Genomic DNA, 22046 nt, shown 5'->3' on the forward strand with positions numbered 1-22046 from the left:
GATTAGCCATTATCAGCATACATCCCGCGCGGCGGGGTGGCATTTCTCAGTCGGGTGATTTTATGGCGAAGCAGTTTAAAACCACGTTCGTGATCGATGGTGACAGTCGCGGCGCCGTGGCTGCCCAGCGTGACGCTCGCCAGGAAACCGAAGCCCTAAGCCGCGAGATGGCCCTGGCCGAGCAGCGCGGTCAGGAAATGGCCGCGAGTTTCGAGACGGTAAAAAGCCGCGCCGCTGGATTCGCCACCGTGGTGGGCGCCTCGGCGGTTTCGCTGGGGGCGATTAGCACCGCGCAGATTCAGGCGACGCAGCAGGCCGGCATTATGGCCGATGCGCTGGGCATGAGCGTGCAGCGCCTGCAGGAATTGCAGTATGCCGCGAAACAAAAGGGTATCGACGATATTGGCGATACCCTCAAGGACGTTTCGGACAAGATCGGCGACGCCTTTGCTAACGGCGGCGGCGAGGCAATGGATGCCCTCGACAACCTCAATTTGTCAGCCGAGCGGCTGATTGAGCTACGCCCCGATGAGCAGTTGCTGGCGATCGCCCAGGGCCTGAAAGACCTGCCAAAGGGTGAGCAGGTCAACGTGATGGAGTCGTTGGGCAACGATGCCATCAAGCTGCTGCCGCTGCTGGAGGACAACGGCCGGCTGCTCGAGCAGCTGGCCGTGCAGGCGCATGATGCCGGCGTCGCGCTTAGCGACGTCGACAACCAGACACTGCTGGCGGCCGGCGATGCGCTGGGAGAAATGCAGGGCTACGCCGAAGGCCTGGCCAATCAGCTGGCGCTCAAGGTCGCGCCCTCGATTACCGAAACCACCGAGCGTGTCGGTGAGCTGGTCGATGACCTCGGTGGAATGGAAAGCGTGGCCACCGGGCTGATCAATACCGCCGGTGGCCTGGCGGCCGTGATGGGTACGAGGTTGGCGGTATCGCTTGCGTCGGCGACAGCGGAAGCGGCGAAGAAAATCGCCGCCGACATCGCGGCAGCGCGCGCAGAGCTTAGGGTAACCCAGCAAACGGCGCGGCGAGCCGCTGCCGAGCTACAGACAGCGCGCACCTTGCAGGCTCGCGCTGTCGCTGATGCCAAAGCCCTCGCCGGCACCAATGCCCACGCCTTGGCGATGGATAACCTGGCGCGGGCCAGCGCGCGCACCACCGCCGCCCAGGCGGCTAACACCCAGGCGGCCAATGCCCAGGCCGCCGCGATGAAACGGGCCAGCGGCATGGCGCGGGGGCTTTCTGGGGCGATGGCGCTCGTGGGCGGCCCAGCTGGCGCGGCGATCCTGGCTGCTGGTGCCCTTTATACCTATCGCGAGGAATTGGGCCTAGTCTCGAAAGAGGCCGTCATAACAACCCAGCGCATCGATAGCCTGACCGATGCTATCAACCTCAACAACAAATCGGCGGTTGAGGCGGGCATCGTCCAGCTTAGCGCCGAGTATTTCCAGCTCGGCCAGGATGCAGCGGCGGCTCAGGCGCGCATCGATGAGCTAACGGCGGCCCAGCAGAATGACACGCGCGGGGCGCGTCAGAACCTGCAAAACATGATGCGGCTCGAGGATGCCGAGAACAGTCTCAAGAGGATACAGGCCGAGCAAAAAGCAGCAGGAGAAGGCGCCGACGAGCTGCGCGAGGTGCTGGCTAGCGTCGGGGATCAGACCGTAAAAACGGCCGATTCGACCCGCACCCTGGCGAAAGAATCAGACGAGCAGACGACGGCATTCAGTGACCAAGCCAACGCCGCGCGAAGCCTGGTCGATGAGCTCTACCCCCTGCAAGCCGCGCAGCGCGAGTATGCCGACGATAAAGCGGCGCTGATTCAGTACGCGCTGCGCGAGGACAAGAGCAACGAGTGGCTGGCCGAGTCGATGCGCCGGCTTGAGCGGCAGTACAGTAATGCCGGCAGCGCCGCCGAGACCTACGGTCTCGAGGCCGCGCGCGCCGCAGAGGGCACCGAGACCGCGTTTGATGCCACGGTGGTGGCCATGGAGCGCGGCGTCGAGCGAATGGATGATGCGTTTGTCGATTCGTGGCGCTCGCTGCTCGACGGCTCAGAAAACGCTTTCGACGCTTTTAAGAACATCGCGCTGGACACCCTGGCCGAGGTTATCCACGCCTACACCACCCGTCAGATTACCGCCTCGCTCGGCGCCTCGTTCAGCGGCGGCGCGACTGGTGGCATGGGTATGGGCAGCCAGGGCGGCGGCTACGGCAGCCTGCTGAGCACCGGCAAGCAACTGTACAACGGATTTTCGAGCGGTTTCGGCAATGTTGCATGGACCGGGGCGAGCAATACCGCGTATGCCGGCGGCTGGGCAGGCAGTGCGACTGGCGGCGTTGGTCAGTCGGGCCTGTGGGGCGGCTCAACGTCGAATTTCAGCGGAATGCAGGGTGTTTACTCTGCTGGCGCTGGGTATATCGGCGGCAAAGCCGGGCAGGCAGTGTGGGGCAGCGATCGCGCTAACTCGAACTATGGGCAGATGGCCGGCACCGCCATCGGTACCTATTTCGGCGGCCCCATCGGCGCCGGTATCGGCTCGTTCCTGGGGAGTGGTGTCGATCAACTGTTTGGATCTGGCCGCAGCTCATATGGCCAGATTGGCCAGGAGCTCAACGCAAAGGTCGACGCTCACGGCGTTTATCGCTATGACCGGCTCGACAAGTACCAGAACTACGCCCGCGACTCGGCATTTGGCACGATCGGCATCACGAAGAAGCAGAAGACCGACGATGCCGCACTGAAAAAAATGGTCAAGCAGTTCGTCGAGATCGACAACGCTGTTGCTGCCGTCATGACCGCCAGTCAGCTTAAACATACGCAGAAGGCCTTGGATGGCTGGAAGTCGAGCAAAACCGGGGACATCGGTTCGATCGTTGGCCAGCGCCTGAATGCGGTGGCCGGCGCAGCAGGCACGCCATTTACGCGCTCATTGCGGCGCCTGAGCGGCGAAGACCTGGTGCAGGGCATTATCGGCGGCCTACAAATCGAGAACGTCGGGGCCGAAATGGCCCGCGCGGTTGCCCGCGACATGAACGCCGAGTTCCGCGATGCGCTGCGGAGTGGCGATGATATTAGCGCCGCCACCCAGTCCATCCTGACCGCTGCCAATGCGGTCAGCCTGATGGCTGACAGCGCGGAACGTCTCGGGCTTGAGTTCGATGCAACCGTGACCGGCGCACTGGCGGCGGCCGATGATTTGCAGGAGCTGGCCGGCGGCGTCAGCAATCTATCATCGCAGCAGCAGGCGTATTATCAGGCGTTCTTTAGTGACCAGGAAAAGTTCGCCTATCTTGCCGATAACCTGGCTGATCGTTTCGATGACCTGAACCTTGCGATGCCTGATACCGCGTCCGGTTTTCGCGACCTGGTCGAAGCGCAAAACCTGATGAGCGAGGCTGGGCGCGAGCAGTACGCTGTACTGATGCAGCTTGTGCCCAGCATGTCACAGTACCTTGACGTAATGGATCGGCAGCATAGCCAGCTACAGAGCTGGATCGATTCGCTGCTGCTCTCTGATCAGTCGACCCTCGACCCGAGTGAGCGGCTGCAGGAATCTCAAACGCAGTATGCGTCGCTGCTGGTGCAAGCGGAAAATGGCGACGCCCAGGCGATGGGTGACCTGGGCAACGTGGCACAGCAGTATCTGCGCGAGGCGGCCAGCTACTACGGCCAAGCCTCTGGCCAGTACGGCTCGCTGTTTGACGAGATCCTTGACGCGGCCCGCGGGCTCGGTGTGGAGGTTGACGGCTCGCACGCCAACGGGCTCGCCTCAGTGCCCTTTGACGGCTACCGCGCAGAGCTTCACCAGGGCGAAACGGTGTTGCCAGCACCGATTGCCCAGCTCTACCGCGATAGTGCCCCAGGCGGCGGGCAGCGTGACGCCGACCTGTTGCGCGAGCTGCAAGCGTTGCGGCGGGAGTCTGAGGCCCTGCGCGACGAGGTCCGACAGCTACGCGGCGACAGCGCCCGTAACGCGGATCGTGCGGCCGCCCAGCGCGACCGCCAGTTGCGCGAGCAGCAGGGCATCCACCGCAATACCCGCACCCCGGTAACGACCGTCTGATCCGGGGCCTCACCACCCAACCCGAACCCGCCACCCGGCGGGTTCTTTAGTTTAGGAGGGTCGATGACCGACGCGGCCTTTCAGGCCTGGCTTGATGACCACGCCGCCACCCGCATCGTGCTAGCCGAGCTGGACCATGCCGCCGGCACCGAGTACGTGGCCACCCACCCCTATATCTCGCGGCCGGGCGATAGCGACCCTAATCGCATTCACGACGATCTACTCGCCGAGGCGATTGACATCGAGACCCGCATCGATGCCCGGCTGACCTTCGGCCAGGTGCGGCTGATCAACGACGGTGAGCTCGACGACTGGCTGGGCTATGCCTGGGCGGGCCACGAGATCCGCTTGTATCTCGGCGGGCCGGATTGGTCGCGTGACGATTTCCGGCTGCATGCCCGGGGTATCAACCAGGGTATCACCGGCGCCCGGCGCGGCGAGCTGGCGTTTGGCATGCTCGATCAGTCGGCGCCGCTCGACGAGCCTATCGACACCGGCAGCCTGCCGCTGGATGGCGGGCCGGTGCCGCTGGCGCTGGGCAGCGTCTACAACGCCCCGGCGTTTCGAGTGTCGACCTCGGCGCTGAGATACCGGGCCTCTTATCTCGCGGCGGCCACGTTTACGCCCAAGGAGCTGGGCAATGGTGTGCCGCATACCGACGACCTGGTCGGCGGCGAATTCACCCTCGATAACGCCCCGGGCGGGGCGTTGACCGTCGACATCGACGAGGCCCACAACACCCCGGCTCAGGTCGTTAGCTGGGTGGCAGCGCAGTACGGCATCACCGTGGCCGAAAGCGGCCTGCCGGCCTACGCGGTGGGGCTTTACTACGCCGATGCGGTGAGTGGGCGACAGATCCTCGATGACCTGTGTGTAGGCATGGGCGGCTACTGGTATCTCAATGCGTTGGGCGAGCTTGTAATCAAGCAGCACATCGAGCCGTCTGGCGTCGATCTGACGCTCTACGCCGACGACATCATTGCCAGCACCCTTGAGCTTATCGAGACGCAGGCGCCCTGGTCGGCGCTAACGCTTCGCTGGGGCCGCAATTTCTCGCCACTGAGCACTGTTGCCGGGACGATCGAGGACAACGACGCCACCGAGGCTGAGCGGCTAAAACGGCAGTGGCGCGAGTCTACCGCCGCGCAATCATTGCCCGGCTACCCGCAAGCCGAGGGGGCGAGCCGAGAAAGCGCTTTAACGACTAGCGCCGACGCGGACACCGAGCGCGACCGGCTGCTGGCCATGCGCGCGGTGCGGCGTGATGTCTGGCGCATGGATGCCTTTCTGCCCGAGTCGAGCGTCGGCCAGGCCGTCACCGTCGATGTGGCGCCATTGGCGGGGCGGGCCGGCCGCATCATTTCCGTGAACCGCGCCCCGACGCGTGGCATCACCACGCTGGAGATATGGTTGTGAGCAAAAACCTGCGCATGATCGTCGACAACCTGCACGACACCGCTACGCTGACCGCGACCTCAGAAGCGCTGGCGGTGGAAAATACGCAGCGCACCGGCCGTGCCTACCCCTGGCGTTCGACGGACCTCGCCGAGCAGGTGATTACCGCCACACTGCCGACGCCTAACTTTATCGATGCTCTTGTGCTCTACCGGCACAACTTGTCGTCAACCTCGACCGTTCGTCTCGAGCTTCTCAATGCCGGTGAGGTTGTTTATGACACCGGTGCGGTTACCGTCTCAGGGCTTATACCTCTTGGCGACTTTCGCTTTGGCGTTGACCCCTGGGGGGCCACGCTGACTAGGGATCTGCCAATTAAACAGGCGCCTTTCTGGTTCCCGGCAACGGCGATTACTGGTTATCGACTGACATTTAACGACCCCGACAATCTCGACGGCGTGATGGAGGTTGGGCGAATTATTACGGGTCAGGTGGTTAGTCCGCAGTTTAATGCCAGCTATGGCGTCGAGCTTGAATGGAAAGAAGCCGCCGAGCATATACGCAGCGAAGGCGGCTCATTGCGCACGCTAGGGGGCGGTATTGCGCGCCGTCTGTCCTTCAATCTGGACTTTATGGACGCACGCGGCCGCGCGACGCTGACACGGGCATTTCTGAGAGGTGGTAAGGGGCGTGATATTTACGTGTCGCTTTACCCCGAGGCTGGCGGACTAGAAGAAGCCGAGCATGCGTTTGTTGGTCGACGTGAGGGCAACTACGGACACCAGCATAACTTCTACGCCAACTGGCGCAGTTCATACACCCTCGTGGAGGTTTAAATGGCCCACGTCCCTACAGTGCCAAATTTCGCCCAATTTAACTTCGAGCTAGGCGACACCGATGACGCACTGATTAAGCAGAACGGGCAGAACGCTGCGCTGGTCACGTTCGGCAATCAGTTGCGCCAAACGATGACGACATTAAACACCGACATCGAACAAGTAGCATCTGACAAACAAGCCGCTGCGGAGTCGGCCAACGATGCCAAGAACTTCCGCGACGAGACCCAGGAAATCAGCGAAAGCGGCCTTCCGCCAAAGGCGGGCAATGCTAAGAAAGTGCTGCGTGTCGCCGACGATGAGCAGGGCTACGAGCTGGATGGCCTACTGCGTTTCCTGTTGCCGGCCGGCGCAGTGATGAGCTTCCCCAGCACCAAGGCGCCGGCGGGCTGGCTCAAGCTCAACGGCGCCGAGCTATCGCGCACCGCCTACGCCGATCTATGGGCCTTTGCCCAGGCCAGCGGCAACCTGGCCGAGACAGAGGACGGAAAAGACCCGCTACAGTTTGGGCCGGGGGATGGTGCTACTAAATTCACCATCCCCGACCGGCGCGGTGTATTTCCGCGCGCCTGGGACGATGGGCGTGGTATCGATCCAGGGCGCGGCATCGGCGAGTCTCAGGGCGACCAGAACAAGGCTCACGACCATGGCGGGAGTGTTGGAAGTGACAGCCACAGCCACGATGGAACAACCCAAGCGGGCGGCGGGCACTCACACGGCGGCAGCATCGGATCTGGCGGCAACCATCGACACTCCATTACCACATATGGCGATAGTGGGGCGGATTACCGGAGTCGCGTTAGTAACTATGCAACGCTGCGGCATAGCGGGACGGGCCACACGAATTATGCAGGGAATCACTCGCACCCTCTGACGATTAACGCAACTGCGGATCATGAGCACACGTTTAATACGTCGACTTATACCCATGACCACACCATATCCCTGGACGGTGGCGCTGAAGGGCGCCCCATTAACGGCCCGCTGCTGGAATGCATCCGCTACTGAGGTAACGACATGACCGATACGCTGCCTATCTATCACTATCACCCCTATACTGGCGAATACATGGGCCAGGGTGAGGCCGACCCGTCGCCCATGGAGCCCGGCGAGTACCTAATCCCCGCCCACGCCACGCCAATCGCGCCGCCCGAGCCCCAGGCAGGCTTTCGCCGCATTTTCCGCGCTGGCGCCTGGGCGCTGGTGGAGATCGAGCCGGCCGATCGCGAGCCGATGCATGAGACAGAACCGGACCCCGAGCCGGAAGCGCCGCCCGCCGAGGTCACTCACGATGATCTGCGCGCCGATTTATCACGCGTGCATGACTCATACTGCAATGGGACTACGTCACATCGAGGGGTGGTAATCGCCATCGACGTTGAAGCGCGGATCAATGCCCAGGGCACGCTTGATGCCGTCAAGCGCGGCGTGAAAAAACTGCCATTCCAGTGGTTCGCTGGCAACGAGTCGATCAGCGTCGAGAGCGTCGACGATATGCAGGGCATATTCGACGCCATTTTTGGCGCGCTTGATTGTGCCTATGACGCTAAGAGCGTGGTATTGGCCAAGATCCCAGGCATCCAAGCGCCGGAAGATTACAGTGTTGAGACCGCCTACAACGTAGCCCTAAGCAACGTCTGAATGACCGAGGAACCCCATGCGCCTGATCGGTACTCTCTACAATGCAAGTGGCCCATTGGCGAACGCTACCATCTCATTCGAGGCCACCACCACCACAATGAATGGGGTGCTAGCCGGCTCTGATGCGCATTTCACCACTCAGGAAGACGGCACATATCTTATCGACCTTGAGGCGGGGTTTTACAACGTCCACTGGATCGAGAGTGGCCACCGCGTGCGCCTAGGCAGTGTGACCGCTGACTCGTTCAGCGAAGCCACGCTTCCCGAGGTGCTGCAGGCGGCACTGGTGCCGGTGGATTCAAGCGCGATACAGGACGAGATCGTCTAAGCGCTCGCACTGGTGCGTGCCGAGGCAGCCGAATCGGCCTCACTTCGTGACGAAACCGCGACTATACGCGATTCTGGACAGCAGGCGGCCTGCGACGCCTAGGACTACCGCGCCGCCGCCGCTGGCTTCCTGACGCCGCTTTAAAATGACAGCGCCCCGGCCTTAATGGCAGGGGCGTTTTTGCGTTCCGGGTATCAGCATGACTTAACCCTTCGCCATAATGCTTCACTGACATCGAGTTCTAGCCCGCGGCTCAGCAGGTAGACGTGGCTACCGGGTCGCCAGTAGTCGTCGGCATTGCATTCGGAAAGGCGACAGCGCCCGCTAAAGATCTTTCCATTCCATACGGCGTGATATTCGATCAGTTCGTATCTGGGGGGCGAGAAGCGTCTACCGTTGTACCAACCACGCCGCTCAAGGCGCTTTCGCCACTGCAGTATCTGATAGGTAGTTTGCATGGTGCTTAACCACACCAGGTCGACTTTGTACCGCCTCCGTAGTGCACGCCCATACCCTCGTCGATCAGCATTTCTCCAAGATCCTTCCCATCGACTATTACGTGCGCCACCACCCGGAAATACTTGCCTCGCTCAATTTCCTCGAGAGTGATGCTATTGGCCTCTCGCAGTCTAGCTACGGTGAACTGCTTGGCCCGACGAGCTGCTCGCTTCTCTGCCTCACATGACCCGCGGATCTCCGGAGTGTCGACACCGGCAACCCTAACCGGGATTCGCTCTCCGATGACATCAGGCCAACCGGCGATGTCTGCACGAAATGTGTCCCCGTCATAGATCGAGGTTACACGATCGACATCGGCAGAGCCGTACTCGGCTAGGGCTAAGCTGGGCGCTAGGGTGAGGGCCGCTATAAAGGTCCGAATCATGTCTCCGAGTCACTCCCAATACTGACCAAAGAATGCGGCTATGGTGCGCATACCGTCTGATGCTTGGGAAGGCGGAGGCCGTAATTCGTTAGACAGTTAGGAATATGTCAGACAGACAAAGGGGTAGGGCTTTGATTTGCAGGCATAATTTGGATGGGTTCGGCTCTACCATTGAGCTACACCCGCGAGCCGATTTCGATAGTAAATCCAAATAGTTAGGCGTTGCAAGCTGTCTCGCGTTATTCTTTCCTTTTGCCCTATAAGTGCTTGTTTTACCGTTTTTCGGCGGGATGGCGTGAGACAGGCCCCACGTCGCCCAACAGCTCTTCCCAGACGTTGGCCCAGCAGCAGGAATGCGTGAAGCCGTCCAGGGTGACCAAGTGAACATTGCGTGTGTCCGGAAAGCTCGCGGCGAAGCTTTTAGCGATGTCGGCTGGGACAATTCGGTCGTTACCACCAATAAAATGCCATTGGGGGAGGTCGGCAATTTCGCCTGTGACGTCGGCTGGGTTTAGCGAGCCTTCTAGTGGCGTAATGCGGTGCTGGCGCGCCCATGCCTCTGGGTCCAGGTTGCCGGCTACGGTGATCAGGCGGGCCACATCATCTCTGCTGGCGGCCACGAGGCTTGCTATCGCGCCTCCGCCGGAGTAACCGACCAGTACCAGGGTGTTGGCCTTGAAGGTCGTCTTGAGCAGGTCGATGGCATTGTTGGTGCTATCTACCACCTCCTGTGAGAATCGGCGCCCAGTCCAGTAGGCCGGATCGCAGCCGGCCGTCTGGCCAACTGCAAACATGCATGGCCTAGCAAGGTAAGCGGCCTTGCCATGGGGGTGATGCAATGCCAGCTTGAGGGCGACTGGCTCCAAAGGCGTTGGGTTGCGCGAAGGAGAGGTCGGTGTGCGCCAGGCGAAACCATCCCCCTCTATATAAATAGTGAGAGATTCGTCTGCGCCGATCACCGACGGTTGATAGGTGGCAAGCGCAAAGGGGCGGGAAGGCACGACTATCCTGTGCCATTGCCGGGCATTGGCGAGGGCGTCGGCATGCTGCTGACGCTCCTCCCAGGAAGGCGCGCCAGCACACCCTGCCAGCGCAATCAGCAGAATGTACAGCCCCTTTCTTGCCAGCGTTGTCGCCAAGTGACGGTTCGGGTTTCCACTCATGTCCATCGTGAAGATCAGAGCGGCCAGCGGAGCCGGAGAGAGGCCGTCTGGTTGCGGAAATCGGAGCGATGTTCCGTCTGGTATTGAGCGCTGATGTCGACACCGTTTACGGCCAGATAGGTAAGGCCGGCACCCGCCTGAGCCGTCCAGGGATCTAGATCAAGGCCCTCGGTCGTAAACGTGGATGAGGATGCACCGGCGTAGGCTGAAGTAATGGCGGCATCTTCATCAATAAGGTCGTAACCGCCACCAAGGCTTGCATTGAGGCGGACGTTTGCGGTTAGCTCATGGATCAGCTCTCCACGCAGCCCCACGACCAATGCCTCTGTCGTTCGGCTGCCGACATCCAGGTTCAAGTCACCGGCACCGCTTTCACGATAATCGTCGTCGTGGATCCAGGTGTAGTCAGCAAGTGCTGAGGCAACTACCAGGTTAGCGTCGCTGATACGATAGTTTTGGTGTAGCCCTAGCCCCAGGTGAGCGGTGTGACTGTCATAGTCAGCTTCAGCCGTGTTACCGGTGAAAGCGAGGGTGCGGCTGCTTTCATTTTTGTTCAGGCCGGTATCAACCTGGAAGGTGACGTCGGTGTCGGCCGCCAGCGTATAGGTGCCGTAGCCGATCAATTGGTAGCTCTCCACGTCCAGGCTTTGTGGTACCTGGTGCGAGTTGCTGTCTACATCACTGGATGCGTAGGCAAAGGCACCGCCTACCCGCAAATACTGGTTGGCATCGGCATCTATGCCTAGCATCAGGCCGGCAGTATTGGCGTCGTAGCCCGAGACGCCGTTGCGGTCGTCCTGACGTACCCAAGAGCCGAATGGCTTCACCCACAGTTGCCGGTCACTAAGAATGCCATCGCCCGATGACAGGCCGCGTAGCTCTGCCTGACGAGTTCCAACGGTGCGATTCATGGCCGCCAGTGTGCCCTGAGTCACTTGATAGCTGCTGGCGCCGAGCAGTGGCAGGGTCTGGCTCGCGGCGGTGGAGACCTGCGTATCGCCTTCTAGCTCCGAGAAGAGAGTTCGCAGTGCTGGGTTGGAGTCGATGATCCTGGCGGCATCGTAGGCGGTAAAGTTCTTCAACGACGAGGCACTGTCAAATACGCTGAGCTCTTCGGCAGTATTGAGCTCTTCGGCAGTATAAAGCGTGAAGAGCACGTTTCCGGGGCCGATGGCGTAGGCCGAGATTGGCAGGATGAGGCTATCGCCGGTAGCGGGGTTGTAAGTTGAAATCACTAGCGTGTTGCGCTGGCCTTCAACCAACTCAGCGGTAACCTGAGGGCAACGATAACCACCGCATTGCTTGCTTGAATCCGAGCCATCGTCATTGTAGGCGTCGGCATCCACCAGGTCGTTCAGATCGAAGGCGTCGTTGTAGTAGACCGCCATGGTGGTATCGATGGGATATGCGTTTTGCCCGAAGGTGAAGCTGCCGGTGGCGTTAGTGGTGAAGTTAATGGCGACATAGCGATACGTAGAAGGCGTACTGCCTGACGCCGTGCCGGCATTTCTCCAGCCATTAGTAGCGCTATTGATAACGATGCTCTGAATGTCGCCCATATCGGCGGTGACATTGAAGTTGGTCTCTATGCTAGGTGCAGCCAGAGCCTGAGAAGATAGTGCGCCCATGCCGAAAACCAGCAGCGAAGTGGTGCCGAGGAAGCGCATATCAATAGTTTTCACGTTGTTGACCTCAGGAAAGCCTTGTTGCGTTATGTAATTTTTTTAGCGGCACGGGTAGTACCAGGCTGGTAACGCTTTAATACCACAAAAAGATGAGATGCTTGGCAAAAAAGCATGCTAGCTGACGATACTTTTTTTCTTCCTCATGTAAGCTGATCTGTGACAAGCAAACTGCTGGTGCCTACTGCACAGAAGCAGCCACCGAGTGGATGCCGAGCGATGCTGGTCGAGTGATAGCGATCAGTCCCTGGGCATGGCATTCGCTAAGGCACCAGTGCGAGCATTCGCACGACGGTCGTGGCGGGTCAAAGACCCCTCGAGGTCGGCGACCTCGAGGCAGCCTCAGAATTTTTTCCATCAGGATGGATAGTTTTCGCCAGGGCGTGGTCACAGATGGTGAGTACGAATTCCTTGGCGATAGCAGTCGCTGCGAGGAGTGACCTACTCAGGTTCCGATCCTTACCGCCATGTGTCCTCACATGGCGTTTTTTTTGTCCGTACGGTGGGGCTGGTGCGCTCGGCCATCCAGGCGCAACGAGCACGGCCCGGCCTTGAATAAAGGCCGGGCCGCGTTGTTCCGTGGTGATGCTGGGGAAGGGGTGGCAGCGGCCGTCTAGTGGGGGCCGCCGCGCATTTGCAGAATGGCGCTGAGGATGTCACGGCGGGTGACGATGCCCACCAGCCGCTCCTGTTCCACGACCGGATAGACCTTGGGCTTGGTGCCGAGCATTTCCTGGGCAAGGTCGGTGATGCTCTTGGCAGGCGTCACCGACAGCACTTCGTGGCGCATCAACTCCCTGACCAGTGGCGCCTCGTCGTTGAGATAGGCGCTCTGCAAGAGCTTGCCGAGCACGTCCTGTTCGGAGATGAAGCCGATCAGGTGGTCCCGGTCATCGACGACCGGAACGCCTGGCAGCCGGTGCAGCGCAAGGCCTTTGACCAGTTGGGTGACCGAGGTGTTACCGGTCACCCGGTAGCAATCGCGGGACATGATATCGCGTACGATACTGGGAGCGGTCTGTGGCATCGTCAGTCTCCTCGCTTCAACGGTAGTGACCCGTTGCCTCACTGGGTTCCGGGATGGGTCAGTCGCCCGGTCCACACTCCATGCAGCGCTCGATGATCCGAGAGCCAAGCTGCAGATTGGCGTTCAGGTCACGAAGAGCGGTACGCAGACCTTCTTCGATGACCGGGTGATAGAACGGCATCTCCAGCATTTGGGCGACGGTCATGCGCTGTTGCTGTGCCCAGGCCAGCAAGTGGGCCAGGTGCTCGGCTCGGGGGCCAAAGATCTCGGCGCCAAGGAAGAGCCCGCTGCCCTGTTCGGCATAAACCCGCAACAGCCCCTTGTTGACGCGCATCACCCGCGAGCGGCCCTGGCCTTCGAAAGACACTTCGCCGCTGGCCAGGCAGTCACATCCGCCGTAACGCCTTTCGAGTTCAGCATAGCTGAGCCCGACCGTTGCCATCTGTGGATCGCTAAACACTACCGCCAACGGTGTGCGGCGCTGGCCGGCACGCATTTCCGGGTAGCGCCCGGCGTTGTCGCCGGCGATGCGCCCTTCGTCGCTGGCTTCGTGCAGCAGCGGCAGGTCTTGGTCGGCGTCGCCGGCGATGAAGATATGGCTGGGGCTGCCGTTGGCATTGCGACACTGCAGGGTAAAGCTGTTGTAGCTCGGCACGCCCTTGTCGTTGAGCGTCAGGTTGGCGTTCTCGATCCCGAGCCGGTCGACGTTGGGACGACGCCCGGTTGCCGCGAGCAGGTAGTCGAAGCGCTCGGTCAGTCGCTCGCCGCTGTGGCGCTCGATGAAGGTCACCACCACGCTGTCGCCGTCACGCTCGATGGCCTCGACCTTGGCATCGGGGTCGACGTAGAGCTCTTGATTGAAGGTGCGATCCGCGACCTCGCGCACGGCCTCATCTTGCAGAGGGCCCAAGGCGCCGCCGACGCCGAACACTCTCAGCCGCACGCCAAGGCGGTGCAATGCCTGGCCGAGCTCGAGGCCGATGACGCCGGGGCCAAAGACGGCAACCGACTCCGGCAGGCTGTCCCATTCGAAGACGTCGTCGTTGATGACCAGGCGGTCGCCGGCCGCCTCGAAGAAGCCGGGGTAGCTGGGACGTGAACCGCTGGCGATCACCACCCGTTTGGCGTGTACGCGGGTGTGGTCATCGACGACCAGCGTATTGGGGCCTTCAAAGCGGGCATAGCCAGTGAGCTTGTCGCCGGCGGGGATGCGCTGGACCGAGTCGAGCACGAAGCCGACGAAGCGATCGCGTTCGCTTTTCACGCGTGCCATGACCGCTTCACCATCGACGCTGATCTCGCCATTGATGCGGATGCCGAAGGCGTCGGTATCGGCGGCCTGGTGGGCGGCCTCGGCAGCGGCGATCAAGAGTTTCGAAGGCATGCAGCCCACGCGGGCGCAGGTAGTACCGTAAGGCCCACCTTCGATCATGACCACGGAATCGGTGTGCTGCTTGGCGGCTCGGTAGGCGCCAAGGCCAGCGGTGCCGGCCCCGATGATGGCGACATCAACCTGACGTTCTTGCATATCCAGCTTCCATTTCCTATTGAGTGAGCGAGCAGCGGCGCGGCTGAGGGGCGAAACTGGCAGCATTTACCATGCGCCAGGTCGGCAAGGTCGACGATGACTCGAGCCTCAGGTGCCGCTGCCTGATGCGAAACGCCTACCAGTATCCAGATGCGTCAGTAAGAGAGGAATTTGATTGATTTGAAGTTCGCGATAGTTTTCGATGATGAAACACCCGTCACTGACTTGAGTCATGAAGAGTAGAATGGTTCCAGTCCGGCCAGTTCCGGCACGGTTGCGGCTGGTTTGTCAGGGTAGGCCCTGATAGCCGCAACCTCGATAAGAGTTAACAGGAGAGACCCTATGGACGCTCGCCAATATCTTGCCAAGAAAGGTATCGATCTGGACAAGGATGAGGAAAAACCCAATACCCTCGAGGAGTTGGCCTGGTCCAGGGCGATCGAGGCCGGGCAGCATCGCCCGCGCAGTGGCACCCCGCACGATTGGGAGGACTGGTCTCGCTACCACGAATCCTTAGCTGAAGGCGCCGAGGAGCTTGGGCAGAAAATCGATCCCAAGGCGCACGGCAAGGCAAAGGCAGGCGATAGTCAGTCGAAGCCATCAGGCGAGCAGGGTGATGAGAGCGCTATGAGCGGACGTTAGGCCGGTAGGGGAGGGCCGGTGAAAAAGGGAGCCCCTGACGCACGCAAGTCTCTCGGCTCGCTCTCACTCACTTAACAATACGGCTCACTACCTCCAGCGCACTACACCCAAGCCTGCTTGATTTAACTTGCCCAAATCCGAGCCCTGCCGGACTCACCCGCCCCCTGGGGCTCGCCGATCGGCGCTATTCAGCTAACACGCTTGAAAGGCTGGCTTGGATGGCTGGCTTTTCACTCGCTGCCAAGCGCCGCCTCCCGCCTACTTGTCCTGATGCGATGTTTCTCCGCCTTGACCCATCCACGCTTCGGTGGCGCTGTCATGTGCCGTCGAATGTTCGCTTCGTCTTCTTCTTCGTGATCGAAAGCGAAAATGTCTTGCCGCTCTGGTATTTTTCTCGCGACTTTCGATCATTTTACTGATTTTTAGGGCCTTGTAGACCAAGGTATAAGCTATGGGCGGCCAGTTTGCGTTGCCGCCATATCCCCTCTCGACTAGTCTGAGCACTGAAACGAACATCCTCGAGTGTTCGTATGTTTGTAAGCGAACATCAAGATGCGCTGATGTGCACTTGTCCTCCTGAATCGCTTCTTACAACAACAAAACAGGAGCTCGTCTGGTGTTATTGATCTCTCCGCTGCCATGTCGCGCGACGTCTGCTCGCAGGCTGTCTCGCGCTGATTCACCCCTGCTGCCCATGAGAACGACATGTCCCTGATCCTTGAGAACATCGACCACGTGGTCAACGGCGCCACCCATATCGATGGCGTCAATATGGAGTTGGCCCCGGGGTCGTTCAACGTGCTGCTAGGTCGCACCCTGGCAGGCAAGACAACGCTGATGCGCCTGATGGCGGGTCTGGAAGTCCCGACCCGCGGGCGCATCATGATGGACGGTCGTGACGTGACCGGCGTTTCCGTGCGCCGCCGCAATGTCTCGATGGTGTACCAGCAGTTCATCAACTACCCGGCGCTGAGCGTCTTCGAGAACATTGCTTCACCGCTCAGGCTGGCCAAGGTCGCCAACGCTGAAATCGATCGCCGCGTGCGTGAGACCGCTGAGATGCTGCGCATCGATCATCTGCTGGACCGCTTTCCGCTGGAACTGTCCGGTGGCCAGCAGCAGCGCACCGCCATGGGCCGTGCGCTGGTCAAGGAAGCCGACGTCATTCTTTTCGACGAGCCCCTGGTCAACCTGGATTACAAGCTGCGTGAAGAACTGCGGGACGAACTGCGCACCTTGTTCAGCGAACGCCACTGCATCGCGGTCTATGCGACCACCGAGCCCGGCGAGGCGCTGGCGCTGGGGGGCAATACCGCCGTGCTGCACGAGGGGCGCCTGCTGCAGTACGGTCCGACCGAAGAGGTCTATCACCGTCCGCAGGACATTCTTGCCGCCGAGATGTTTTCGGAGCCGCCGATCAATATCGTCGATGGGCGCATCGCCGGGCGCGAGGTGCAGCTCGATGGTGGCATCCAGTTCCCGCTCAATGACGACCTTCGCACGCTGGGCGAGGGGGATTTTCGCTTCGGCATTCGCGCCTCGCACATCGCGCTGCATCCTCAGGCAGACGACGATCTGGCGCTCGAGATGCGCGTCGACCTGGCCGAGCTAAGCGGCTCGGAAACCTTCCTCCACGTGCATAACGAGCGCTTCGAAATGACGGTGCTGCTGGAAGGCGTTCACGAGTTCGACCCTGACGACCGGGTCACTCTCTACGTGCCCACGCACAAGGTCTATGCCTTCGATCGGCAGGGCGGCGTGGTGCATATTCCGGCGCATTTGGGAGGCCTCTAAGATGGCTGAAATTACCCTGCGGCAACTCGCCCATTCCTATCTGCCGTCGCCGTCCGGGCCGGAAGATTATGCGATCCGCGAGATGGATCATGTCTGGCACCAGGGCGGCGCCTATGCCTTGCTGGGGCCATCCGGCTGTGGCAAGTCGACCTTGCTCAACATCATCTCCGGTCTGCTCGAGCCTTCCAGCGGTGAAGTGCTGTTCGACGGCGAACGCGTTAATTCGCTGCCACCCGAGCAGCGCAACATCGCCCAGGTTTTCCAGTTCCCGGTGGTGTACGACACCATGACGGTCTTCGACAACCTGGCGTTCCCGCTGCGTAACGCCGGCATGAGTGAAACGCAGATCCGCGAGAAGGTGCTCGAGGTGGCCGACGTGCTGGAGCTGACGCCCCAGCTCAAGCGCAAGGCCAAGAACCTGACCGCCGATGAAAAGCAGAAGGTCTCCATGGGCCGCGGCCTGGTGCGCGAAGACGTCTCGGCGATTCTCTTCGACGAGCCGCTGACCGTGATCGACCCGCAGCTCAAGTGGAAGCTGCGCCGCAAGCTCAAGGAGATTCACCGGCGCTTCAACATCACCATGGTCTATGTGACCCACGATCAGTTGGAAGCCTCGACCTTCGCCGACAAGATAGCGGTGATGTACGAAGGCCAGGTGGTGCAGTTCGGCACGCCTCGTGAGCTTTACGAGCGCCCGGCGCATACCTTCGTGGGCTACTTCATCGGCAGCCCCGGCATGAATCTGCTCGATGTCTCGGTGAAGGACGACCAGGTTCGCTGTGGCGAGGTGGTCGTGCCGGTTGCCCCCAAGGTGCGGGACATCATCGCCCGCAGTTCCTCCGACAACATTCGCCTCGGTATCCGCCCGGACTTCGTGGAGGTCTTCGAGACCGCCCAGGAAGACTCGCTGGCGGTCGAGGTGGTGAACGCCCAGGACCTGGGAACCTATTCGATCCTGACGCTGGCGCTTGGCGATGTGACCCTCAAGGCGCGTATCGACGAGGATCAGGCCACGCCCAAGGGCAAGGCTTATATCCGCTTCCCGCAGGCGCGCCTGGGCGTCTATATCGACGAATACCGTGTGGAGACCGACCATGAATAAGGTCTACGACAACAAGGCCTGGCTGCTGATCCTGCCGATGCTGGCGCTGGTGGCCTTCTCGGCGATCATTCCGTTGATGACCGTCGTCAACTATTCGGTGCAGGACGTTTTCGACGCCAATACCCGCTTCTTCACGGGCACGGAATGGTTCGTGCAGATGCTCAACGATCCGGCCCTGCAGTCGGCGTTGCTGCGCCAGTTCGCCTTCTCGCTGACGGTGCTGTGCATCGAGGTGCCGCTGGGTATCGGCATCGCCCTATTGATGCCCAAGAAGGGCTGGCAGGCCTCGGCGGTGCTGATCCTGGTGACGCTGCCGCTGCTGATCCCCTGGAACGTGGTGGGTAGCATCTGGCAGATCTTTACCCGCGGCGATATCGGCCTGATGGGCTGGGGGCTTCGCGAGCTGGGCTATGAGTACAACATCACCCGCAGCGCCGTGGATGCCTGGGGCACCATCATCATCATGGATGTCTGGCACTGGACGCCGCTGATCGCGCTTTTGTGCTACAGCGGTCTGCGCTCGATTCCGGAAGCCTACTATCAGGCGGCACGTATCGACCGCGCCTCGCGCTGGGCGGTGTTTCGCTTCATCCAACTGCCCAAGCTGACCAATGTGCTGGTGATCGGAGTGCTGCTGCGCTTCATGCACTCTTTCATGATCTACGCCGAGCCTTTCGTGCTGACCGGCGGCGGGCCAGGAAGCTCGACCACTTTCCTCAGCCAGTCGCTGACCACCATGGCGATCGGCCAGCAGGACCTGGGGCCTTCCGCCGCCTTCTCGTTGATCTACTTCCTGATCATCCTGCTGGTCAGCTGGGTGTTCTACACCGCGATCATGAACATGCAGAAAGACAAAGAGGGGGGCGCCTAAGATGAGTCAGTCCAAGCCCACGACTCCTAGCGAAGTGCGCCAGCGGGCCGCCGTTGAAGACAAGCGGCGCCGCCGCAAGGCGCGGGCCGTGCCGGGGCGCCTGCGTCCCAAGCTGCTGCTGTGCCTGTATCTGCTGTTCGTCCTGCTGCCGATCTATTGGCTGATGAACATGTCGTTCCAGTCCAATACTGAGATTCTCGGTGGCCTAACCCTGTGGCCGGATAACTTCACCCTCGAGCACTACACCAAGATCTTTACCACTGAGACTTGGTACATGGGCTATGTGAACTCGATCACCTATGTGGCGATGAACATGGTGATCAGTATTCTGGTGGCATTGCCGGCGGCCTATGCGTTCAGTCGTTACCACTTCATCGGCGACAAGCACCTGTTCTTCTGGCTGCTGACCAATCTGATGGCGCCGCCCGCCGTCTTCCTGCTGCCGTATTTCCAGCTCTATTACACCGTTGGGCTCTTCGATACCCATATCGCGGTGGCGCTGGCGCACTGTCTGTTCAACATTCCCCTGGCGATCTGGATTCTAGAAGGCTTCATGAGCAGCGTGCCCAAGGAAATCGACGAGACCGCCTTCATCGATGGCTACAGCTTCCCGCGCTTCTTCGTGCGGATCTTCATCCCGATGATTCGCTCGGGGATCGGCGTGACGCTGTTCTTCCTGTTTATGTTCTCGTGGGTCGAGCTGCTGCTGGCCAGCACGCTGACCTCGACCAACGCGCAGCCGATTGCCTCGGTGATGACCAGCACCTCGACGGCCTCCGGGATCGACTGGGGCACGCTGGCCGCGGCCGGTGTGCTGACCATCGTGCCCGGCATCCTGGTGGTCTACTTCGTTCGCAATCACATCGCCAAGGGCTTCGCCCTGGGCCGCACCTGAGGAGGGCGCGTCATGGAATGGATGGTATGGACGCTGCCGACCACGGTCTTCTTTTCCGTCATTGCGGCGATGCTCGTGGGTATGACGGTTTGGGAGGTGGTGCAGCCAACGGTCGAGCGCAAGGGCTTTCTGCCGATCTCGACTACGCGCGGCGATCGTCTCTTTATCGGGCTGCTGTCCGCTGCCTATCTGCACTTGATGGTGGTGGGCTTCACGCCTCTGAGTATCTGGTGGGCCCTTGCAGGTTCGGTACTGTGGTTGCTGGTACTGATCCGTTGGGGGTGATCTGGGTGGAAGGAGCGACTCCTTCAAGTAAGCACTTCAATAAGAAGAGGTCATTATGATACCGACAAGAATGCGACTCTCTGTGCTGGCGGCTGGCGTAATGCTAGCCAGTGGCTCAGCGCACGCCGACAATCCCGACACTCAGGCTGTCATCGACCGGCTGATCGACGAGAACTTTCAGCACTCGACGTTGAGCCGAGAGCAGCAAGAAGCCGAACTCGAGTGGTTCGCCAAGGCCGCCGAGCCCTTCCGCGGCATGGAGATCAACGTGGTCTCCGAAGGCTTGACCACTCACGTCTACGAGCGTGATGTGCTGTCCAAGGCCTTCACGGAACTGACCGGCATCGAACTCACCCACAACATCATTGGCGAGGGTGACGTCGTCAACAACATGCAGACCCAGATGCAGTCGGGTCGCAACATCTACGATGGCTACGTCAACGATTCGGACTCCATCGGCACGCATATTCGCTATGGCACCACTATTAACCTGTCCAAAGCGATGGAGAACGAGTGGGCCGATTACACCTTGCCGACCCTGGATCTGGACGACTTCATCGGCATCCAGTACACCACTGGGCCGGATGGTGATATCTATCAGTTGCCCGACCAGCAGTTCGCCAACCTGTACTGGTTCCGCTATGACTGGTTCCAGCGCGAGGACCTGCAGAAGCAATTCCGTGAGAAATACGGCTATGAGCTTGGGGTGCCGACCAACTGGACCGCCTATCAAGACATCGCCGAGTTCTTTACCAACGATGTCGGCGAGCTCGACGGCCAGAAGGTCTACGGCCATATGGACTACGGGCGTCGCGATCCGTCGCTTGGCTGGCGCTTCCATGACTCCTGGCTGTCGATGGCCGGTATGGGCAGCCCGGGCGTGCCCTTCGGTAATCCGGTGGATGACTGGGGTATCCGCGTCGACGAAGACAGCCGTCCGGTGGGGGCCAGCGTGAGCCGCGGTGGTGCCACCAACTCGCCGGCCTCGATATTCGCCGTCACCAAGATGGTCGACTGGCTGCGTGACTATGCGCCGCCCGAAGCTCAGGGCATGACGTTCGGTGAGGCTGGCCCAGTACCTGCACAGGGCCAGATCGCCCAGCAGATGTTCTGGTACACCGCCTTCACCGCCGATATGACCAGTCCCGATGTGCCGGTCACCGATGACGAGGGCAACCCGAAGTGGCGCATGGCGCCTTCGCCGACCGGCCCGTACTGGGAGGAAGGCATGAAGGTTGGCTATCAGGATGTGGGTTCCTGGACCTTCTTCGATTCCACGCCCGAGGACCGTCGCACTGCGGCCTGGCTGTACGCCCAGTTCACTACCTCCAAGACGGTATCGCTCGAGAAGCTGATGGCTGGCCTGACGCCGATTCGCCGTTCCGACGTCTTCTCCGAGGAGATGACCGAAATGGCGCCCAAGTTGGGTGGCCTGGTGGAGTTCTATCGCAGCCCGGAGCAGGCCAAGTGGAGCCCGTCGAGCACCAACGTGCCTGACTATCCACGCATGGCACCGCTGTGGTGGCAGAACCTGGCGCCGGCGGTCAGCGGTGATATTTCCCCCAAGGAAGCCCTGGACAACCTGGCTGGCGATCTCGACAACATCATGTCGCGGCTGGCGCGTGCCAAGGTGTTCGCTACCTTCGAGCCCAAGCTCAACGAAGAGCGTGACCCGGAGTACTGGCTGAGCCAGCCCGGCTCGCCGAAGGCCAAGCTCGACAACGAAATGCCTACGGGCACTACCGTTCCCTACGACGAGCTGATCCAGTCCTGGCAGCAGTAAGGCTCCATCGCCAAAGGGCGGCCACAGCGGCCGCCCAATTTCTACCGGACTATGGACCATCGGACTATCGTCAACCGGCAAGGTACTGCCTCGTCCCCTTCGCGGGCCGAGGTGATGCCAA

18 protein-coding genes are annotated in these 22046 nt (G+C 60.8%); 13 read left to right on the top strand and 5 right to left on the bottom strand.

The window, feature by feature from the left end:
- The first annotated feature begins 62 nt into the window (after positions 1-62).
- From BLR71_RS02065 to BLR71_RS02090, 6 genes are all read left to right on the top strand, one after another.
- Complete coding sequence (locus tag BLR71_RS02065) at positions 63-4070, top strand: hypothetical protein (RefSeq protein WP_092522572.1); 4008 nt, start codon at positions 63-65, stop codon at positions 4068-4070.
- Between the two features lie 63 nt (positions 4071-4133).
- Complete coding sequence (locus tag BLR71_RS02070) at positions 4134-5486, top strand: hypothetical protein (protein WP_092522574.1); 1353 nt, start codon at positions 4134-4136, stop codon at positions 5484-5486.
- Positions 5483-6301, top strand: coding sequence for a hypothetical protein (locus BLR71_RS02075; RefSeq protein ID WP_092522576.1), 819 nt, complete (start codon positions 5483-5485; stop codon positions 6299-6301). Before BLR71_RS02070 ends, BLR71_RS02075 begins: the two co-directional genes overlap by 4 nt.
- Entirely contained in the window at positions 6302-7309 is a 1008-nt protein-coding gene (locus tag BLR71_RS02080; protein WP_092522578.1) for a phage tail protein, read from the top strand.
- 9 nt (positions 7310-7318) lie between these two features.
- A complete protein-coding gene (locus BLR71_RS02085) occupies positions 7319-7942 on the top strand; it encodes a hypothetical protein (protein WP_092522580.1) in 624 nt (207 codons plus the stop codon).
- A gap of 16 nt (positions 7943-7958) precedes the next feature.
- Entirely contained in the window at positions 7959-8270 is a 312-nt protein-coding gene (locus BLR71_RS02090) for a hypothetical protein (protein ID WP_092522582.1), read from the top strand.
- Positions 8271-8733: 463 nt separating this feature from the next.
- On the opposite strand, the gene BLR71_RS02095 is transcribed toward BLR71_RS02090, so the two are convergent.
- The 5 genes from BLR71_RS02095 to BLR71_RS02115 form a co-directional block, all read right to left on the bottom strand.
- Positions 8734-9153: a thermonuclease family protein gene (locus tag BLR71_RS02095; protein WP_092522584.1), complete on the bottom strand. Its 420-nt coding sequence runs from the start codon at positions 9151-9153 to the stop codon at positions 8734-8736.
- 272 nt (positions 9154-9425) lie between these two features.
- The gene (locus BLR71_RS02100) at positions 9426-10316 is read right to left on the bottom strand and encodes an alpha/beta hydrolase (RefSeq protein ID WP_245696312.1); all 891 of its coding nucleotides are present in this window, start codon (positions 10314-10316) and stop codon (positions 9426-9428) included.
- A 14-nt stretch (positions 10317-10330) separates the two neighbouring features.
- Complete coding sequence (locus BLR71_RS02105; RefSeq protein WP_139172522.1) at positions 10331-11998, bottom strand: autotransporter family protein; 1668 nt, start codon at positions 11996-11998, stop codon at positions 10331-10333.
- Between the two features lie 613 nt (positions 11999-12611).
- Complete coding sequence (locus BLR71_RS02110; protein ID WP_092522588.1) at positions 12612-13025, bottom strand: CBS domain-containing protein; 414 nt, start codon at positions 13023-13025, stop codon at positions 12612-12614.
- 58 nt (positions 13026-13083) lie between these two features.
- Positions 13084-14553, bottom strand: coding sequence for a dihydrolipoyl dehydrogenase (locus tag BLR71_RS02115; protein ID WP_092522590.1), 1470 nt, complete (start codon positions 14551-14553; stop codon positions 13084-13086).
- Positions 14554-14895: 342 nt separating this feature from the next.
- On the opposite strand from BLR71_RS02115, the gene BLR71_RS02120 reads away from it, so the two are divergent.
- The 7 genes from BLR71_RS02120 (at position 14896) to BLR71_RS02150 (ending at position 21925) form a co-directional block, all read left to right on the top strand.
- On the top strand, positions 14896-15195 hold the full coding sequence (locus tag BLR71_RS02120; RefSeq protein WP_175491599.1) for a hypothetical protein: 300 nt from the start codon (positions 14896-14898) through the stop codon (positions 15193-15195).
- A 705-nt stretch (positions 15196-15900) separates the two neighbouring features.
- Positions 15901-16989 carry an ABC transporter ATP-binding protein gene (locus tag BLR71_RS02125; RefSeq protein ID WP_092522592.1) on the top strand — a complete coding sequence of 363 codons (1089 nt, stop codon included), beginning with the start codon at positions 15901-15903 and terminating at the stop codon, positions 16987-16989.
- A 1-nt stretch (position 16990) separates the two neighbouring features.
- Positions 16991-18091 carry an ABC transporter ATP-binding protein gene (locus tag BLR71_RS02130; RefSeq protein WP_092522594.1) on the top strand — a complete coding sequence of 367 codons (1101 nt, stop codon included), beginning with the start codon at positions 16991-16993 and terminating at the stop codon, positions 18089-18091.
- A complete protein-coding gene (locus BLR71_RS02135) occupies positions 18084-18962 on the top strand; it encodes a carbohydrate ABC transporter permease (protein ID WP_092522596.1) in 879 nt (292 codons plus the stop codon). The genes BLR71_RS02130 and BLR71_RS02135 overlap by 8 nt, the downstream gene beginning before the upstream one ends.
- Before the next feature lies 1 nt (position 18963).
- Positions 18964-19857, top strand: coding sequence for a carbohydrate ABC transporter permease (locus tag BLR71_RS02140; protein WP_092522598.1), 894 nt, complete (start codon positions 18964-18966; stop codon positions 19855-19857).
- Positions 19858-19869: 12 nt separating this feature from the next.
- Complete coding sequence (locus BLR71_RS02145) at positions 19870-20142, top strand: DUF2160 domain-containing protein (protein ID WP_092522600.1); 273 nt, start codon at positions 19870-19872, stop codon at positions 20140-20142.
- A 55-nt stretch (positions 20143-20197) separates the two neighbouring features.
- A complete protein-coding gene (locus BLR71_RS02150; RefSeq protein WP_092522602.1) occupies positions 20198-21925 on the top strand; it encodes an ABC transporter substrate-binding protein in 1728 nt (575 codons plus the stop codon).
- Positions 21926-22046: the final 121 nt, after the last annotated feature.

The organism is Onishia taeanensis (assembly GCF_900100755.1).
Lineage (GTDB): Bacteria > Pseudomonadota > Gammaproteobacteria > Pseudomonadales > Halomonadaceae > Onishia > Onishia taeanensis.

Bases quoted from the DNA above. Each gene is read 5' to 3' on its own strand.
- BLR71_RS02090 (WP_092522582.1), top strand. From the start codon at position 7,959: ATGCGCCTGATCGGTACTCTCTACAATGCAAGTGGCCCATTGGCGAAC.
- BLR71_RS02150 (WP_092522602.1), top strand. From the start codon at position 20,198: ATGATACCGACAAGAATGCGACTCTCTGTGCTGGCGGCTGGCGTAATG.
- BLR71_RS02110 (WP_092522588.1), bottom strand. From the start codon at position 13,025: ATGCCACAGACCGCTCCCAGTATCGTACGCGATATCATGTCCCGCGAT.
- BLR71_RS02130 (WP_092522594.1), top strand. From the start codon at position 16,991: ATGGCTGAAATTACCCTGCGGCAACTCGCCCATTCCTATCTGCCGTCG.
- BLR71_RS02085 (WP_092522580.1), top strand. From the start codon at position 7,319: ATGACCGATACGCTGCCTATCTATCACTATCACCCCTATACTGGCGAA.
- BLR71_RS02145 (WP_092522600.1), top strand. From the start codon at position 19,870: ATGGAATGGATGGTATGGACGCTGCCGACCACGGTCTTCTTTTCCGTC.
- BLR71_RS02125 (WP_092522592.1), top strand. From the start codon at position 15,901: ATGTCCCTGATCCTTGAGAACATCGACCACGTGGTCAACGGCGCCACC.
- BLR71_RS02120 (WP_175491599.1), top strand. From the start codon at position 14,896: ATGGACGCTCGCCAATATCTTGCCAAGAAAGGTATCGATCTGGACAAG.
- BLR71_RS02080 (WP_092522578.1), top strand. From the start codon at position 6,302: ATGGCCCACGTCCCTACAGTGCCAAATTTCGCCCAATTTAACTTCGAG.
- BLR71_RS02135 (WP_092522596.1), top strand. From the start codon at position 18,084: ATGAATAAGGTCTACGACAACAAGGCCTGGCTGCTGATCCTGCCGATG.
- BLR71_RS02115 (WP_092522590.1), bottom strand. From the start codon at position 14,553: ATGCAAGAACGTCAGGTTGATGTCGCCATCATCGGGGCCGGCACCGCT.
- BLR71_RS02100 (WP_245696312.1), bottom strand. From the start codon at position 10,316: ATGAGTGGAAACCCGAACCGTCACTTGGCGACAACGCTGGCAAGAAAG.
- BLR71_RS02095 (WP_092522584.1), bottom strand. From the start codon at position 9,153: ATGATTCGGACCTTTATAGCGGCCCTCACCCTAGCGCCCAGCTTAGCC.
- BLR71_RS02140 (WP_092522598.1), top strand. From the start codon at position 18,964: ATGAGTCAGTCCAAGCCCACGACTCCTAGCGAAGTGCGCCAGCGGGCC.
- BLR71_RS02070 (WP_092522574.1), top strand. From the start codon at position 4,134: ATGACCGACGCGGCCTTTCAGGCCTGGCTTGATGACCACGCCGCCACC.
- BLR71_RS02065 (WP_092522572.1), top strand. From the start codon at position 63: ATGGCGAAGCAGTTTAAAACCACGTTCGTGATCGATGGTGACAGTCGC.